Origin of the sequence: Bacillus cereus group sp. BfR-BA-01382 (assembly GCF_022663475.1) — a bacterium.
Taxonomy (GTDB): Bacteria; Bacillota; Bacilli; order Bacillales; family Bacillaceae_G; genus Bacillus_A; species Bacillus_A thuringiensis_S.
In genome coordinates, this window is record NZ_JAKUFQ010000009.1 from 19,358 (window position 1) to 36,678 (window position 17,321).

A 17,321-nucleotide genomic window follows, 5' to 3' on the forward strand; every position below is an offset into this window, starting at 1 on the left:
ATTGTTAAAAATCGTACTGATTATAATAAAGATTTATAAAAGTAATTTCTAATTTATGAAAATAAAAGGTTTTTTGAAGTGCTTTCCGAATCAATTTAGTAGTTTACATATTGAAAGTGAGGAAAAAGAATCATGAAGATAAGAGAAGCGTTATTAAGTGAAGCAAATGAATTAAGTGAATTCGCACTACATTCAAAAGCAACGTGGAATTATAGTGAAGAATTCATACTTGCCTGTAAGGAAGATTTAACAATTACGGAAGAGTACATAAAAAATAATTTTGTATATGTTTTAGAAAACGATAATACGAAGATTGGGTTTTTCTCATTTTTACATAACGATAAAGCTCTCGATTTCTTATACATTCATCCTCGTTACAAAGGAAAGGGGTATGGAAAAATAATGTGGAAGTTTGTAATAGAGTAAGCAAAGGAACTAGGAATAAAAAGCTTTACAATTGATAGTGATCCGAATGCAAAAGGGTTTTACTTGAAGATGGGAGCAAAGTTAATAGGAGAGACACCATCAACGGTTTTTGAGGATCGTTTACTGCCTCTTTTGCAACATGATGTGTAAAACAATTAATAGTAGGAGAAGATTAGAATGGATGATGTAAAGATAAAAAGGATATATGAAGCACTAGTAAAATCATGGTCGATTGAAACAAGTTTAAAGTGGACTATTGAGAATCCGGCAAAGGGATAGTGTGGTGTAACGGCTTTAGTCGTTCAAGATATATACGGAGGAAAAATCAAAAAGACAAAAGTAGGGGAGGTGTGGCATTTTTATATCTGTATAGTTGGACAGAGGTTTGATTTTACAGGGACTCAGTTCAATGGAAGATTGAATTATTTGGATGTGGAATCAAATCGAGAAGAAGCATTTGCAGATACAAATGAAAAACAATATAGCATTTTGAAGGAAAAGATAATGAAAGAATTCAAATTATCTTTTGACTCTTAATCTTTAATAAGTTACTATAATGGTGGTAACTTCATTAAAGGGAACTTCATAGAGTTGAAAGGGGAAATACTTTTGAAAACAACTTATGTAAACGCTACAATTGTAACGATGAATGAACAAAACGAAGTGATAGAAAATGGATATATCATTGTAGAAAATGATCAAATTATAGATGTAAAGAGCGGAGAATTTGCAAATGATTTTGAAGTAGATGAAGTAATTGACATGAAAGGAAAGTGGGTTTTACCAGGGCTTGTAAATACACATACACACGTTGTAATGAGTCTCCTAAGAGGTATTGGAGATGATATGTTATTACAGCCATGGCTTGAGACGAGAATTTGGCCACTGGAAAGTCAGTTTACTCCAGAGCTTGCGGTTGCTAGTACGGAATTAGGATTACTTGAAATGGTGAAAAGTGGTACAACATCATTCTCTGACATGTTTAATCCAATTGGAGTAGATCAAGATGCAATTATGGAAACGGTATCAAGGAGCGGGATGCGAGCTGCTGTTTCAAGGACTTTATTTAGCTTCGGAACGAAAGACGATGAAAAGAAAGCGATTGAAGAAGCTGAGAAATATGTGAAGCGTTATTATAAAGAAAGTGGCATGTTAACTACGATGGTTGCACCACATAGTCCATATACATGTAGTACAGAACTGTTAGAAGAGTGCGCTCGTATTGCAGTAGAAAATCAAACAATGGTTCATATCCACCTTTCTGAAACAGAGCGTGAAGTACGTGATATTGAAGCACAGTACGGAAAACGTCCAGTAGAATATGCAGCGAGCTGCGGGTTGTTTAAACGCCCAACAGTTATTGCACACGGTGTAGTATTAAATGAAAATGAACGTGCATTTTTAGCAGAACATGACGTTCGAGTAGCACATAATCCGAATAGTAATTTAAAACTAGGATCTGGTATAGCGAATGTAAAAGCGATGCTAGAAGCAGGAATGAAAGTAGGAATTGCAACAGATAGTGTGGCATCAAACAACAATTTAGATATGTTTGAAGAAATGCGTATAGCGACTTTACTACAAAAAGGTATTCACCAAGATGCAACAGCTTTACCGGTTGAAACTGCTCTTACACTTGCGACTAAAGGAGCTGCTGAAGTAATCGGGATGAAACAAACAGGATCACTTGAGGTTGGAAAGTGTGCTGATTTTATTACGATTGACCCATCTAATAAGCCGCATTTACAACCAGCAGATGAAGTGTTATCGCACCTGGTATATGCAGCTAGTGGAAAAGATATAAGCGATGTAATTATTAACGGAAAGCGTGTCGTTTGGAATGGCGAATGTAAAACGTTAGATGAAGAGCGTATTATATTTGAAGCGAGTCGTTATAAACGAGGTTTACAAAGATAGATAATTATGTGGCAGTTGAAAAAGCTATCCTTTTTTAAAAGGATAGCTTTTTTCTCGAACGAATAAATATTCAAAAGAATGTCGCATCTTTCTGTTAGTATTTCTGCTATAATATATTACGCTTTATAATATTTTATATTTAAGGAGAACAACTCATGAAGCGAAAAAAGAGCCATTTAATGGTAATGGCACTTGTTACATCTTTATTATTAACAGCTTGTAATAATAAAGCGGATAAAAGTGACATAGAGGTTAAAAAACAAGTGTTAAATGTAACAGTATCAGAAGAAATTCCTTCTCTGGACACTGTGAAAACAACAGATGGTACATCAGCGCACGTTATGCAGAATATATTTGAAGGGTTATATGTATTAAATGATCAAGATCAGCCTACTCCAGCCATAGCAAAATCGTTTAAAAGAAGTGAAGATGGTAAGAAATATACATTTGACTTGCGTAAAGATGCAAAATGGTCAAATGGGGATAATGTAACAGCAAATGATTTTATGTTTGCGTGGAAACGTGCAATTAACCCTGAAACAGCATCTCAATATGCGTCCATGCTCTTTTATGTAAAAAATGCGAAAGAGATTAATAAGGGAGCAATGTCTCTAGATGAACTTGGAGTTACGGTTATAAATGATTATAAGTTAGAAGTTGAACTAGAACAGCCAATTCCGTATTTTTTACAGTTGTTAGCATTACCTATATATTTACCACAGCATGAATCATTTTTGAAAGAACAAGGAAACAATTATGCATTGGAACCTAGTAATCTCATATATAACGGTCCATTTGTATTAGAAAAATGGAAGCATGAACAAGAGTTTCAATTAAAGAAAAATGCTACATATTGGGATCAAAAGAAAGTGAAACTAGACGAAATAAACTTTCATATCGTGAAGGATACAATGACAGCTGTAAATTTATATGAAGCCGGAGATTTGGACCGGGTACCTATTAATTCGCAAGTTGTAGACAAGTATAAGGGGAATAAGGAATTACATATGTCGAGTGATCCTGGAATTGCTATGCTTCGTTTTAATGAAAAAAATACCGCGTTAGCAAATAAAAAGGTGCGTCAATCTATTTCATTAGCGTTAAATAAAGATGATTTCGTTGCTCACTTTATTAATAACGGAGCAAAACCTGCAAGTGGACTTGTACCAATTGGTCATGTAAATGAAGAGACTGGCAAAGATTTTAGAAAAGAAAACGGAGATCTTTCTCTATATGACTTACAAAAGGCGAAAAAGATTTGGGAAGAAGCGAAAAAAGAACTTGGAGTAGGCGAAGTAAACCTTGAGTTTCTAACATTTGAACAAGATAACGCAAAACGTATGGCAGAATATATAAAAGGTGACTTAGAAAAGTATTTGCATGGATTAACGATACAAATTAAACAACAGCCATTTAAGCAAAAATTACAGTTAGAACAAACAGGTGATTACGATATAACTATGGCAAATTGGGGACCTGACTATAAAGACCCAATTAGTTATTTAGAGTTATTTACGACAGGGAATCCGAATAATAAAATGAATTATTCTAATGTTCGTTACGATGAATTAATAAAGAAAGCGAAAACGGATTTTGTACTAGATAGGGAAAAACGATGGGAAGCGTTGCGAGAAGCCGAGCAGGTATTATTAGAAGATGCTGCGGTGGCGCCGCTTTATCATATTGGCTCAGCGTATGTACAAAAGGAGTATGTAAAAGGGATTGAAAAACATCAATTTGGTGGTGTTTATACTTATAAGAATGCTTATATTGCTAATGAATAAATACAAAAAACCTTACTTTTTAAAAGTAAGGTTTTTTACACATGAATTCTATTAAACCGATTTTAATAAAGCGTAAAAATTCGTATCATATGGGATATCATCTTGATACATATAATTTTTTAGAACGCCTTCTTTTTCAAAGCCTAATTTTAATAGTACTTTATTGGAAGCTTCATTTTCAAGAAATACAATTGCCCCGATCCGCTTTAAATGAATCGTATGGAAACCGTATGATATAACCTCAGAAACAGCTTCAGTCGCATATCCTTTTCCCCAGTGTTCAGGTAAAAAGGCATAACTTATATTGGCTCGTTTATGCTCAGAAGACCAATCGTGAAAACCAATGGTACCGATGAGTTCTTTCTTGTCTTTTAATTCGATTCCCCATTTTATACCGTTTCTTGCATTGTAACTGAGCTTAAAGTTATGAATGATTTGTTTCACTTGATCAACATCTTGTAACGGTTTTTGGCCATAATAGCGCAGTACATTAGTATTAGAAAAGCATTGTAGTATACGCGGTGCATCTTCTTCGGTAAGTTCTCTTAAAATGAGTCGGTCTGTTTTCAATATAGGAAACATGCTTTCACTCCATTTCTTTTGAAACTAGAATGTGTTGTTATTATATAATCTAGTCTGAAAATAAAGATTATTCAAGAGGGGAGTAAGGTTTTAATTTATGATAAAATTGATTGTGGAATATATTTCAAAAAGAGGTTTGTATATGGAGAAAAATTCAATTTTAATTGTAGATGATGATCAAGATATTGTTCAATTTATAAAAGTGAATCTAATGCAAGAAGGTTTTAAAGTTTTTAGTGCTCATAACGGAGAAGAGGCTTTAGAAATAATAAATAATAACAGTATTCAACTTGCTATTTTGGATATTATGATGCCTCAAATGGATGGTATAGAACTTTGTAGAAGGGTTAGAGAGAAACATAGTTTACCAATTATGTTTTTAAGCGCGAAATCATCGGATGTAGATAAGGTAATTGGATTTAGTACTGGGGCAGATGATTATATTGTGAAGCCGTTCAGTACAATTGAATTTATCGCAAGAGTGAAAGCTCAATTAAGAAGGTATACATATTTCAACCAAAATGCTGTTCAAGTAATGGAAAAGAAAATAAATATTAGAGGTTTAGAAATAGATGAAGTGTCGAGAACAGTAATGTTATATGGAGAAACAATGAATCTTACGAAAACTGAATATGATATTTTGTACTTAATGGCCGCTGCAAAGAATCGTGTGTTCACTATTGAAGAAATATATGAGAGCGTTTGGAAAGAAAGAGCCTATGAAAGTAATAATACAGTAATGGTTCATATTGCAAGATTAAGAAATAAAATTGAAGAGAATCCAAAAGAGCCGAAGTTTATTCAAAATGTTTGGGGAGTCGGATATAAAATTGAAGATTAAATCATTACAAGGCATTAGAGCTAAGTTTTTTATTGCATTCATATGTAGCATTTTGTTAGCAACTGTAAGTATAATAGCGTTTCAAATTGTAATTGGAAATATATATAGTCATGTTACTGCGTTAGAGGAAAAATATTCATTTTTATATTTTATAGTTTTTTTGATTTTTACTACAACATACTTTGCATTCATGACAAAAACGATGATGAAAAGATTATCTCAAATTAATAAGAACGTGAAGAAAATAAGTGATGGTAATTTTGAAATACATATACCTATTTCGAAAAGCGATGAGATTGGTGAACTAGCGGCAAATGTTAATAGAATGGCGAAAAGTTTAAAAGAGTCTATTGAGAATGAAAAAAAATCACAGGAAATGAAAAATGAAATGATTAGTAATATTTCTCATGACTTACGAACGCCAGTAACATCTTTAATAGGTTATGCGGACCTGTTAGGAAATAAACTTCATTCAAATGGAGAAGAATGTGAAGAGTATGTAAGTATATTAAAGCGAAAAAGTTATGAATTAAAAAATCAAGTAGATGATTTATTAGAATACTGTCAAATAAATTATAGAGAGATTGAATTACATAAAGATGAAATAGATATGAAAGCATTAATTGAACAAATCATGATTGACTTTGTACCACAATTAGATGATGCCAATATGAGCTTTTATATTAAAAGTGATGAAGTGCTACATGTAGAAGTTGATGTGGCACTTATAGTGAGACTATTTGAAAATGTAATAGGTAATAGTATTATGTATGGAAAAGATGGAAAGGAAATTGCAATTGGAATTTCCAATAAAACAATGAATGTTGAAGTAGAAATTAAAAATTTTGGACAATGCATTCCGAAAGAGGACCTTCCTTACGTTTTTGAGAAATTTTATCGTAGTGAAAAATCACGTAGCTCTCATACGGGTGGGAAAGGAATAGGACTTGCAATTTCGAAAAGTATAGCACAGCTCCATCAAGGGGATATAACTGTACGTAGTAACGATAAAGAAACAGTTTTTACTGTAAAATTACCGCAGTATAAAAAAGTAAGAAAGTCGTAAGTATTTCTTTCATATGTCGTAATTTTTACTTTGTATCATTGAGAAAAAGGATATGAGAGTAGGGATACGACATGTGGAAGAAATTTTTATTAGTAATTATAGTTCCTTTTTTAATTATAAGTTGGAGTTTAATTTATGTAGCTAATGGTGTTACATCAGTCTTTGTTTGGTGGTGTATACAGGCTTTTAGTGTAATTTCAGTTTTTCTCTTAATAGGATCAGTAATAATGTTTTTTTTGAACGGCATTTTTAGAAAGCGGGTAGATAGAACGCTACTTTTAATTATTCTGTTTTCTATCATTGGAGCTTGGCCTGTCGGTTGGTTTGCTAATATAGGTAGAATTGCTTATCCAGCAGATATACAATCGATGAGTCCTAAAGCAGTAGTTCGTGTTCCTTTGAATGAACGAGCATTGATAGGTTGGGGCGGTGATCGGTTAGAAACGAACTATCACGTTATAAAACCAAATGAAAGGTGGGCATATGATATCCTTATGCCGCCTGCTGAAGTGAAAAGTAGTATGTTAGAGGATTATGGAATATATGGAGCAGAAGTAATGGCACCAGCTTCTGGAACAGTTGTATCTATTAATAATGATGAAAAAGATGTAGTTCCAGGAGAGGATGATTTTCAGTCGATGGCGGGGAATCATATTTATTTACGACTAGATGAATCAGGGACATTTTTGATTCTTGCCCATTTAAAGAAAGGCTCAATTAAAGTGAGGGAAGACCAACATGTAAATGAAGGAGAGGTTCTTGCTCAAGTCGGTAACTCCGGAAGTTCAAGTGAGCCGCATTTACATATTCATCATCAAAGGCAGGATCCGTCCAAAGTAAATATGTTTTTTGCGGAAGGATTGCCACTTTACTTTCGAACTGAAAATGGTGTCATGATGCCGGAAAGAGGGACATACATAAGTGGTAAGTAGAAGAAAATCATTTCATCCAAAAAGGGTATTCCAAATTAAAATTGGAATACCCTTTTTTCATTACCCTACAAACGTTTGATACAGTAAGAAAATATTTAAAATGATAACGAGTGCTGCAATTATCCATGTGATAAATGTTGTTATACGGTGGTTAACGAGTGCACCCATAATCTTTTTATTACTTGTAAACATAATAAGTGGCACTAGTGCAAATGCAATACCAAATGATAAGACAACTTGACTCATAACGAGAGCGTAAGTTGGATTTACACCTAAAGCGATAATAACTAGTGGTGGAATCATTGTAATAAATCGACGTAAATATAACGGAATATGCATGCGAATGAATCCTTGCATAATAATATCACCTGACATTGTACCGACAGAAGAGCTTGATAAACCTGCTGATAAAAGTCCAATCCCAAATAATGCAGCCGATACAGGACCTACTAAGTTGGTAAATTGAGTGTAAGCAACATCTAAATCTTCAACGTGCATACCGTTTTTAAAGAATAGTGCAGCTGCTACAATTAACATACTTGCATTAATTGCTCCAGCGATAACCATTGCAATAATAATATCGATAAATTCGAAACGAAAAATCTTTTTCTTTTGTTCGTCAGTTGTTCCAACCACGCGGCGTTGTGTTAATGCAGAATGCAAGTATATTGCATGCGGCATAACTGTCGCACCTAAAATCCCTGCTGCAAGTAATATACTGTCTACACCTTGGAATTTCGGAATAAATAGTCCTGAAAGAAGGGGACTTAATTCTGGTTTTGCATAAAAAACTTGGATCCCAAATGCTATTACTACAATAAAGATCATCCCTGTAATAATAGCTTCTAGTGAGCGAAATCCTCTGCGTTGAAACTCAAGAATAATAAATGATCCGACTGCTGTAATTAAAGCAGCTGGTAACATAGGTATTCCAAATAATAAATACAATCCGAGTGCTGCCCCGATAAATTCAGCTAAATCTGTAGCCATAATAACGAGTTCACCTTGTATCCATAAGCCGATAGACACAGGCTTTGGAAAGTTTTCACGAGCTATTTCGGGTAAATTGTTTCCTGTAGCAATTCCTAATTTAGCCGATAAAGTTTGGATTAATACAGCCATTAAGTTAGAAGCGAATATAACCCATAATAGTAAATATCCATATTGTGAACCAGCTGCGATATTTGTAGCAAAGTTGCCAGGATCAATATAAGCAACGGACGCGATAAAAGCGGGCCCTAAAAATGGTAACAGTCTTTTCCAGCCTTTTGTTTCTCCACTTAAAGCTAAGTGAGCTGATTGTACAGTTGTACTTTCAGAAGGGAGATGTTCATCTTTTGTTATATCTTTATTCATAGTAGTTTTCCCCTTTAAAATGTTAACTTGATGAAATTATTGTATTTATTCTTACTCATTATTTCAATACATTTAAATATGGTATGTGATAATTTCATTTGAACACGAAAGTTTCCTTAATGCAAATTATATGCCTTTATGCAATGGATGGTGTGATAATGTAAAATGAATTGGGAGTTTATGGTGTGATGACATGGGGAAACATAGTGAATTAAAGGGCTGTTTTTGAAATTTATGTGAACATAAAGCCGATAATACAGCATATTAATTGATGGAATTGCATTTGTATGATATATAATATATTGGGATTACAACATAACCATAGTGTTTTGATGTGTAATCTTGTTTTTTTATTTTTGTTAACTGATAGAAAATAGTATAAAGAAAAGAAAATGGGATTCATTTTCTTATTATATATGTTTTGATATGAACGTTAACTTATACATGATTTTAAAAATTAGATAGGTGGTAGAAATACATTGGCAACTACAAAACCATACAGAGTATTACTATATTACATGTACACAACAATTGAAAATCCAGAAGAATTCGCGGCAGAGCATTTAGAATTTTGTAATTCACTTGAATTAAAAGGAAGAATTCTTGTAGCAAAAGAAGGTATTAACGGAACTTGTTCTGGAACTGTAGAGCAAACAGAAAAATACATGGAAGCAATGAACAATGATCCACGTTTTGATGGTATCGTATTTAAAATAGATGAAGAAGAAGGGCATGCATTCAAGAAAATGCACGTACGTCCTCGTCCAGAATTAGTTACACTTCGTCTAGAAGATGACATTAACCCACACGAAATAACTGGGAAGTATTTAGAGCCAAAAGATTTTTATGAGGCAATGAAACAAGAAGATACAGTTATCATTGATGCACGAAATGATTATGAATTTGATTTAGGACACTTCAAAGGTGCGATTAAACCTGATATTGAATCATTCCGTGAATTACCAGATTGGATTAGAGAAAACAAAGAAACACTTGAAGGTAAAAAGATTTTAACTTATTGTACAGGCGGAATTCGTTGTGAGAAATTCTCAGGTTGGTTAGTTCGTGAAGGTTATGAAGATGTAAGTCAGCTTCACGGCGGAATTGTAACGTACGGAAAAGACCCAGAAGTACAAGGTGAGCTTTGGGATGGACAATGTTACGTGTTTGATGAGCGTATCGCTGTACCAGTAAATCAAAAAGAACATGTTATCGTTGGTAAAGACCACTTTACAGGTGAACCATGTGAGCGCTATGTAAACTGTTCAAATCCAGAATGTAATAAGAAAATTTTATGTTCTGAAGAAAACGAAGCGAAATATTTACGTGCATGTTCTCATAAATGTCGTGTAAGTCCACGTAACCGCTACGTAATACAACATGAATTAACGGAAGAGCAAGTAGCTGCTGCATTAGAGAAAATCGAAGCAGGGAAGTAAGCTGAATTCGTATAATAAAAAGGTACTCCAAGCTTTATTTTGGAGTACCTTTTTTGTTATACGGTTCTGTCATTTGTCGGTAATTCGATATATTTGAAAAATCGCTGATAAAAATTTCATTTACTGCAGCATACCACATATTTGGAAATAACCTTCTTTAATTTTTATCCTCTTTTTCTTTTACAGCAGACAGTACAGTTTGTTTTACCCATGCTTTTCTTCTTTTGTGCTGCACAGCCCATTGGTATAACCCTTGAGCCCCTAAAATAAGTGAAATGACAATGCCGCTAATCGCAATTAATAGAGCGAAAAATTCAAGAGGTGACGATATTTTGTTTGAATCGGTGTTTCTTAGAAGATCGATCATAGTAAACCCTAACATTTGGCCTACTACAGAGTAGAGCGTTAAAATTAATAATAAGAGACTATCTTTTTTTGAGGCGACATTTTCTTGATATTTAAACAAACTATCAAGATTTTGTTTCGCGTTCGAGTATAAAACCTCAATATTAAAAAGTTTTCTTAAGCGGAAGAAAATATCTTCACTTTGTGATTGAGATACTAATTCTAAAGAAAAATAATTAGCAGTGAACGAATTAATCGAATAAATTAATTTCTCTATTTCATTAGTATCTTGTTCAATATTTAGCTCAGCATAGGCGTTTGCCATTTTTAATAAAACAATTTTATGGAATAGGTTTAATAATAAAGCGTAATAAAATTCTCCGTACATTTGACTAGCAAGTTTATCGATTTCGCGTTCTCCTTCATTTGTTACACATGTAAAAATATGTTCTTCCATAATGAAATAACGATTTGGAGCCCATCTCTGGTAAGCGTGTTTTTTTAAATAGTTATGAATGTAAGGAAGGTTACTTGCACTCACATATGGCTTACCATCACTTGTTAATCCGGAAAGACTGGAAGTACGATAAACATCCACTTCATTAAGTTCCATACCTTCTTTTAGTGACAATAAAGTTTGGACGTACATTCTCTGGTCTTCAAAGAAAGGGAAGGTTTGAAAGTATGAACTTCTTAATCTCTTCTTTTCAAAGAAATCAGTTACGCCATGAAATAAATAACCAAAAATGAATTTCTCAACTTGGGAATACTTTTTTCCGTTACATTCAATACAAATAGACTCATTTGTATCAGTTTTAGTTTCAAGTACACGGAAGCGATCTGCGAATTCGATTGCTTCAGATAAAGTCATGTTTGGAGCAGTGTTTACTTCTGTTCGAATTGTTAAGAAGCCAAGTTCATAAGGACAAAGTGTTACATCAATAGAGTGTATCTTGAATGGAATTGAAATAAGGTTTGTTGTTAAATGTCCAGTTAAGTTAAGATCTTTTGAATAACGTTGCAAGCCCTTTTGATGCTCTGAGTGAGGAAAGAGAATTTTATTTGTAAATGAAAGATAGTATGCTTCCATATTTTGATGTGAAACTTTAAACTCCCCATAATATGTATTTTCATCATCGAGATGATCGAGCCGAAAAGGACGAAAATCGTTTTTTTGTAAGAAAGGGAACATATTTTGTTCATATCCAGTTTTAAACGAAAACGGGAATATAAATTGGAATATAGCTGTTGCTACACCTTTTTCCTCAATTGTTTGTATTGCCTCCATCTACATTGTTTCCTTTCCATATATGCTATAGAAACAACATGCCCAAATTTATTTGAAAATAACCACTGTTTTATACTCAATTGAGAGTGAAAATTCAGCTTATTTAGCAGAGGACATGTATAATGTTATGTATACTAAAAGTTGTAAAATTGTATTTTGAAAAGGGGGATGCTGTATGCGGATTTTAGTATTAGGCGCTGGTGGAGTCGGAGGGTTTTTTGGTGGCAGATTAGTCGAAAAGGGAGAAGATGTTACATTTCTTGTTCGTAGTAAACGGAAAAAACAATTAGAGGAAAGAGGACTTGTAATCCGAAGTGTTAACGGGGATTTTTCCTTCCAACCGAAATTAATAACGAAAGAAGAGAGAACTTCTCCATTTGATGTCATTTTATTTTCAACAAAAGCGTATCACTTAAACGAGGCTATTCAAGATTTGAAGCCGTTTATTGGCGAAAATACTGTAATCATTCCATTGTTAAATGGTATCGCTCATTTATCACTACTACAAAAAGAATTCGGCGAAGAAAAAGTAATTGGCGGTTTATGCTTTATCGAGACGACGTTAAACGATCAAGGAGAAATTGTACAAACTAGTGCTGCCAACAGACTTGTGTTTGGAGAAATTAAGTCTCAAAATTCAGAGAGAGTAAAGCATATTTCTAAAGCATTTGCAGGTACGAAGTCTAGTTTTGTTTTAAGTGAAAATATTACGCAAGATATGTGGCATAAATATTTATTTATTACTGTAATGTCAGGTGTGACAACGTTAATGCGTGCACCAATTGGACCAATTCGTGAAAGTGAAGGCGGCCGTGATTTTATCCGTAATGTGTTTGAGGAATCTGTACAAATCATGAGAGTATTAGGAGCTCCAGTAAAGGAAAATATTGCCCAGGAACATATGAAAACGATTGATAAAATTTCGTATGATATGAAGTCATCGATGCAGCGTGATATGGAAAAGGGTTCATTTATTGAAGGGAAGCACTTGCAAGGATATTTACTGGATGTAGCAGAGAAATTTTCTATAGCGGCACCATTATTAGGAACTATATATCAAAATTTAAAGGTGTATGAAGAGATGACCTTTAACAAATCTGTAATAGAATTAGATGTATGAAAAAATAAAAAAGATAGCAATATATAAGTGTATTGCTATCTTTTTTATTTTTTTGTATGACAAATCATTTATTTCTTTTCGTTCTATCTGTCAAATTTATTTCCTGTTCACGTTTACCATATAACTGATTAATTTCATTTGCTACTGCATCTAAATATGAATCGGAAAAAATAGGCTTCTTTTCTTTAGACATATGGGTCTCCTTTGTGGATTTTTTAGTATTCATTATGTATATTTCTCAGCGGATTATGCGCAATCATTTTAATTTTTTTCTTATTAAAAATTTTTGTTTACTTTTTGAAAATAAAGGAGTATTATAATCCACAGTTTCAATTTTCTAAATCGCTGAAACCGCATGGTACGGGGGACCCGTTTTTACGGATTAGTACATAATCCGATGGGGTGAATCCTTGAAAAAGGTAGGGCTACTCATAGGCCCGAATCCGACAGCTAACCTCGTAAGCGTTATATTGAGAAGGAAGGTGGAGCTTGTGCGACAAAAAAAATAATGTCTACAAGTCTATTTCGCTATGGCTTGTAGACATTTTTTGTTTTCTGAAGAAATAGTTTACTGGCTGTAACAAGCAGAAAAGTTCGTACAAAATTATTGGAGAGTGGACAGCATTGGTTTCATCTATTAAAAGATTTTTAATTGGAAGACCGTTAAAATCAACGGAGCTTGGAGAACAAAAGCTTAATAAAACGAAAGCTTTAGCTATTTTATCTTCTGACGCATTGTCATCAGTTGCTTACGGTCCAGAGCAAATTTTAATTGCTTTAGCAGGTGTTGGAGCGATCGCCTATTGGTATTCCATTCCGATCGCTGTTGGGGTATTAGTATTATTGACAGCCCTTATTTTATCTTATCGTCAAATTATTTTTGCTTATCCGCATGGCGGGGGAGCGTATGTTGTATCAAAAGAAAATTTAGGGATGAATCCAGGCTTAATTGCTGGAGGATCTTTATTAGTTGACTATATTTTAACTGTTGCGGTAAGTGTGTCCGCGGGTACAGATGCAATTACTTCTGCGTTTCCTAGCTTACATGCACATAACGTAATTATTGCGGTTATATTTGTTATATTAATTACGATATTAAATTTAAGAGGAGTAACGGAATCAGCTTCCGTGCTAGCATATCCTGTTTATTTATTCGTTTTAGCACTATTTATATTAATTGGTGTGGGCATATATAATATTTTAACTGGTCATGTTTCACCTACTTTACATGCGCCGATTGGAACACCAGTTGCAGGAATTAGTTTATTTTTATTACTAAGAGCATTTGCATCAGGTAGTTCTGCTTTAACAGGTGTTGAAGCAATTTCAAATGCAATTCCGAACTTTAAAGATCCTGCGCCAAACAATGCTGCAAAAACATTGCTTGCAATGGGTGCATTACTTGCTGTGTTATTTTCAGGAATTGTATTTTTAGCTTATTATTACGGAGTGACTCCGAGTAAAGAAGTAACAGTTGTTTCTCAAATTGCTGAACAAACATTTGGACGTAATTTCATGTACTATTTCATACAAGGTACAACAGCTTTAATATTAATTCTCGCTGCTAATACAGGCTATTCTGCATTTCCTTTATTAGCGGTTAACCTTGCAAAAGATAAATTCATACCGAGAATGTTTACGATTAGAGGAGACCGTTTAGGTTACTCAAACGGTATTATTATACTTGGAGTTGCTTCGATTATTTTAATTGTAGCTTTCCAAGGACAAACAGAACATTTAATTCCACTATATGCAGTAGGTGTATTTATTCCATTTACACTTTCTCAAACAGGGATGGTATTAAAATGGCTTCGGGAAAAACCTGAAGGATGGGCTTTAAGATTAACGGTTAATTTAATTGGTGCAGTTATTAGTTTTATCGTAATGAGCATGTTCTTTTTAACTAAATTTGCACAAGTTTGGTCGATACTTATTTTCTTACCTGCAATCATCTTCTTATTCCACAGAATTAAGAAGCACTATGATGCGGTAGGTGATCAGTTAAGTTTAAAAACTTGTGAACCACTTGTTCCGATTAAGGGAAATGTAATCGTCGTTCCGGTAGCTGGTATGACTCACGTAGTAGAAAATTCATTGAACTATGCTAAGGCTCTTTCGGCAGATCAAGTTATTGCTGTATATGTTGCTTTTGACAGGGAAGAGGAAAAGAAATTTGAAGAGAAATGGAAAAAGTGGCAACCTGAAGTTAGGCTTGTTACATTACATTCTCATTATAGAAGTATTATCCAGCCGCTAACGAAGTTCATCGATACAGTGCAATATAAGGCAAGTGAATCGAATTACCGCGTTACGGTCGTTATACCACAGTTCATTCCGAAAAAAGGTTGGCATAACATTCTTCATAATCAATCCAGTTTACTCATACGTGCGTATTTACTTTATAAAAGAAATGTTGTTATTACGACAGTTCCATATCATTTGAAAAAATAAGAAGATTTTTTAAGGATAGCTTCGTGAAAATGAAGCTATCCTTTTTGTGTATATGCTATGCATAATTGCATATGGGCTCGAAAATTATATTTATATAATTTTATCAGTTATTTTCAAGTAGTGTTTTCTGTTGTGATATGTAGATATTTCAATCTATAAAGTGAATCGGATTATATTTTGAAATAAGGACACGAAAGCTTGAAAATAAAGGGAATGAAAATACTTCTTTACGTTATATAAACAGCTGTGTTTAAATGACCTTACAGTACAAAACATATATGAAAACAAAACGAAATTTCATATTTACGTATGTTGTTTAGTTTAAAATGAATAATATTTTTATGTAATATATTCACTGTGTGAATGTGGGGATTTCGATGAAAGAGAAAATTTATACAATATTATTCATACTAAACACATATGAAAAATAATAAAATGTTTTGTGACGATAAGTAAGTACTGTAGCAATACGAGAGAGGTGGTTCGTACATGGATCGCGGTGAGAACGTTCTCTATTTTAACCATCTCAAATTATAGGTAAGAAAATAGAATAATAAAATGCGATAGTAATAGTTGCTAATACATAGGAGGAGTTAAAGTGAAAAAGACTTTAATTACAGGGTTATTGGTTACAGCAGTATCTACGAGTTGCTTCATTCCTGTAAGCGCTTACGCTAAGGAGGGGCAGACGGAAGTGAAAACAGTATATGCACAAAATGTAATTGCTCCAAATACATTATCCAATTCAATTAGAATGTTAGGATCACAATCACCTCTTATTCAAGCATATGGATTAATTATTTTACAACAGCCAGATATTAAGGTAAATGCGATGAGTAGCTTAACGAATCATCAAAAGTTTGCAAAGGCGAATGTACGAGAATGGATTGATGAATATAATCCGAAGCTAATTGACTTAAATCAAGAGATGATGAGATACAGCACTAGATTTAATAGCTATTATAGTAAGCTCTATGAATTAGCAGGAAACGTAAATGAAGATCAGCAAGCAAAAGCAGATTTTATGAGTGCATATGGAAAATTACAATTGCAAGTACAAAGCATCCAAGAGAGTATGGAGCAAGATTTATTAGAGTTAAATCGATTTAAAACAGTATTAGACAAAGATAGTAACAACTTATCAATTAAAGCCGATGAAGCAATAAAAACACTGCAAGGATCAAGTGGAGATATTGTGAAATTAAGAGAAGATATTAAAAGAATTCAAGGTGAAATTCAAGCTGAATTAACTACTATTTTGAATAGACCTCAAGAAATCATTAAAGGTTCTATTAATATTGGTAAACAAGTATTTACAATCACAAATCAAACTGCACAAACGAAAACAATCGATTTTGTTTCTATCGGTACTTTAAGTAATGAAATTGTAAATGCTGCAGATAGTCAAACGAGGGAAGCAGCTCTTCGCATTCAACAAAAGCAAAAGGAGTTATTGCCACTTATTCAAAAGTTATCACAAACTGAAGCAGAGGCGACTCAAATTACATTCGTTGAAGATCAAGTAAATAGCTTTACAGAATTAATTGATCGTCAAATTACAACTTTAGAAACGTTATTAACGGATTGGAAAGTTTTAAATAATAATATGATTCAAATTCAAACAAATGTCGAAGAAGGCACGTATACAGACAGTAGTTTACTTCAAAAACATTTCAATCAAATTAAAAAAGTAAGTGATGAAATGAATAAGCAAACAAATCAATTTGAAGATTACGTTACAAACGTTGAAGTACATTAAACAGAAAAATAATTA

General features: G+C 33.4%; 13 protein-coding genes, 2 pseudogenes and 1 riboswitch. Of the genes and pseudogenes, 11 read left to right on the forward strand and 4 right to left on the reverse strand.

The genetic code is table 11. The annotated features are described in order from the left end of the window. Window positions 1-132 precede the first annotated feature (132 nt). The 4 genes and pseudogenes from MR160_RS06290 to MR160_RS06305 all read left to right on the forward strand — a co-directional run bounded on the left by MR160_RS06290 (window position 133) and on the right by MR160_RS06305 (window position 4,127). Window positions 133-576 (forward strand): annotated as a pseudogene (locus MR160_RS06290) (GNAT family N-acetyltransferase). 27 nt (window positions 577-603) lie between these two features. Further along, window positions 604-963: pseudogene (locus MR160_RS06295) on the forward strand (YunG family protein). A gap of 54 nt (window positions 964-1,017) precedes the next feature. Further along, window positions 1,018-2,343 carry a bifunctional S-methyl-5'-thioadenosine deaminase/S-adenosylhomocysteine deaminase gene (locus MR160_RS06300; protein WP_141526677.1) on the forward strand — a complete coding sequence of 442 codons (1,326 nt, stop codon included), beginning with the start codon at window positions 1,018-1,020 and terminating at the stop codon, window positions 2,341-2,343. 155 nt (window positions 2,344-2,498) lie between these two features. Then, entirely contained in the window at window positions 2,499-4,127 is a 1,629-nt protein-coding gene (locus MR160_RS06305; protein ID WP_000823501.1) for a peptide ABC transporter substrate-binding protein, read from the forward strand. A 51-nt stretch (window positions 4,128-4,178) separates the two neighbouring features. Here MR160_RS06305 and MR160_RS06310 read toward each other — a convergent pair whose 3' ends face one another. Beyond that, window positions 4,179-4,709, reverse strand: a complete 531-nt coding sequence (locus tag MR160_RS06310) for a GNAT family N-acetyltransferase (RefSeq protein ID WP_000483974.1) — start codon at window positions 4,707-4,709, stop codon at window positions 4,179-4,181. A gap of 142 nt (window positions 4,710-4,851) precedes the next feature. Between MR160_RS06310 and MR160_RS06315 the strand changes: the two genes are divergently transcribed. From MR160_RS06315 to MR160_RS06325, 3 genes are all read left to right on the forward strand, one after another. After that, window positions 4,852-5,550, forward strand: coding sequence for a response regulator transcription factor (locus tag MR160_RS06315; RefSeq protein ID WP_000414529.1), 699 nt, complete (start codon window positions 4,852-4,854; stop codon window positions 5,548-5,550). Beyond that, window positions 5,516-6,616, forward strand: coding sequence for a HAMP domain-containing sensor histidine kinase (locus MR160_RS06320; protein WP_114365417.1), 1,101 nt, complete (start codon window positions 5,516-5,518; stop codon window positions 6,614-6,616). Before MR160_RS06315 ends, MR160_RS06320 begins: the two co-directional genes overlap by 35 nt. A gap of 71 nt (window positions 6,617-6,687) precedes the next feature. Beyond that, entirely contained in the window at window positions 6,688-7,548 is an 861-nt protein-coding gene (locus tag MR160_RS06325) for a M23 family metallopeptidase (protein ID WP_242297108.1), read from the forward strand. A gap of 60 nt (window positions 7,549-7,608) precedes the next feature. Here MR160_RS06325 and MR160_RS06330 read toward each other — a convergent pair whose 3' ends face one another. Then, on the reverse strand, window positions 7,609-8,904 hold the full coding sequence (locus tag MR160_RS06330) for an Nramp family divalent metal transporter (protein WP_242297109.1): 1,296 nt from the start codon (window positions 8,902-8,904) through the stop codon (window positions 7,609-7,611). A 479-nt stretch (window positions 8,905-9,383) separates the two neighbouring features. On the opposite strand from MR160_RS06330, the gene trhO reads away from it, so the two are divergent. Continuing rightward, a complete protein-coding gene (trhO, locus tag MR160_RS06335; protein ID WP_000246235.1) occupies window positions 9,384-10,343 on the forward strand; it encodes an oxygen-dependent tRNA uridine(34) hydroxylase TrhO in 960 nt (319 codons plus the stop codon). A gap of 157 nt (window positions 10,344-10,500) precedes the next feature. Here the strand turns inward: trhO and MR160_RS06340 are convergent, their stop codons facing one another. After that, window positions 10,501-11,976, reverse strand: a complete 1,476-nt coding sequence (locus MR160_RS06340; RefSeq protein ID WP_000387459.1) for a hypothetical protein — start codon at window positions 11,974-11,976, stop codon at window positions 10,501-10,503. 175 nt (window positions 11,977-12,151) lie between these two features. On the opposite strand from MR160_RS06340, the gene panE reads away from it, so the two are divergent. Beyond that, window positions 12,152-13,096, forward strand: a complete 945-nt coding sequence (gene panE, locus MR160_RS06345; RefSeq protein WP_242297110.1) for a 2-dehydropantoate 2-reductase — start codon at window positions 12,152-12,154, stop codon at window positions 13,094-13,096. Between the two features lie 64 nt (window positions 13,097-13,160). On the opposite strand, the gene MR160_RS34805 is transcribed toward panE, so the two are convergent. Further along, window positions 13,161-13,289 carry a hypothetical protein gene (locus tag MR160_RS34805; RefSeq protein ID WP_000031873.1) on the reverse strand — a complete coding sequence of 43 codons (129 nt, stop codon included), beginning with the start codon at window positions 13,287-13,289 and terminating at the stop codon, window positions 13,161-13,163. A 140-nt stretch (window positions 13,290-13,429) separates the two neighbouring features. After that, window positions 13,430-13,576: riboswitch (cyclic di-AMP (ydaO/yuaA leader) on the forward strand. 144 nt (window positions 13,577-13,720) lie between these two features. On the opposite strand from MR160_RS34805, the gene MR160_RS06350 reads away from it, so the two are divergent. After that, window positions 13,721-15,547, forward strand: coding sequence for an APC family permease (locus MR160_RS06350; protein WP_000254886.1), 1,827 nt, complete (start codon window positions 13,721-13,723; stop codon window positions 15,545-15,547). 598 nt (window positions 15,548-16,145) lie between these two features. Continuing rightward, on the forward strand, window positions 16,146-17,306 hold the full coding sequence (gene nheA, locus MR160_RS06355; protein WP_000751828.1) for a non-hemolytic enterotoxin NHE subunit A: 1,161 nt from the start codon (window positions 16,146-16,148) through the stop codon (window positions 17,304-17,306). The last annotated feature ends 15 nt before the right edge of the window (window positions 17,307-17,321 follow it).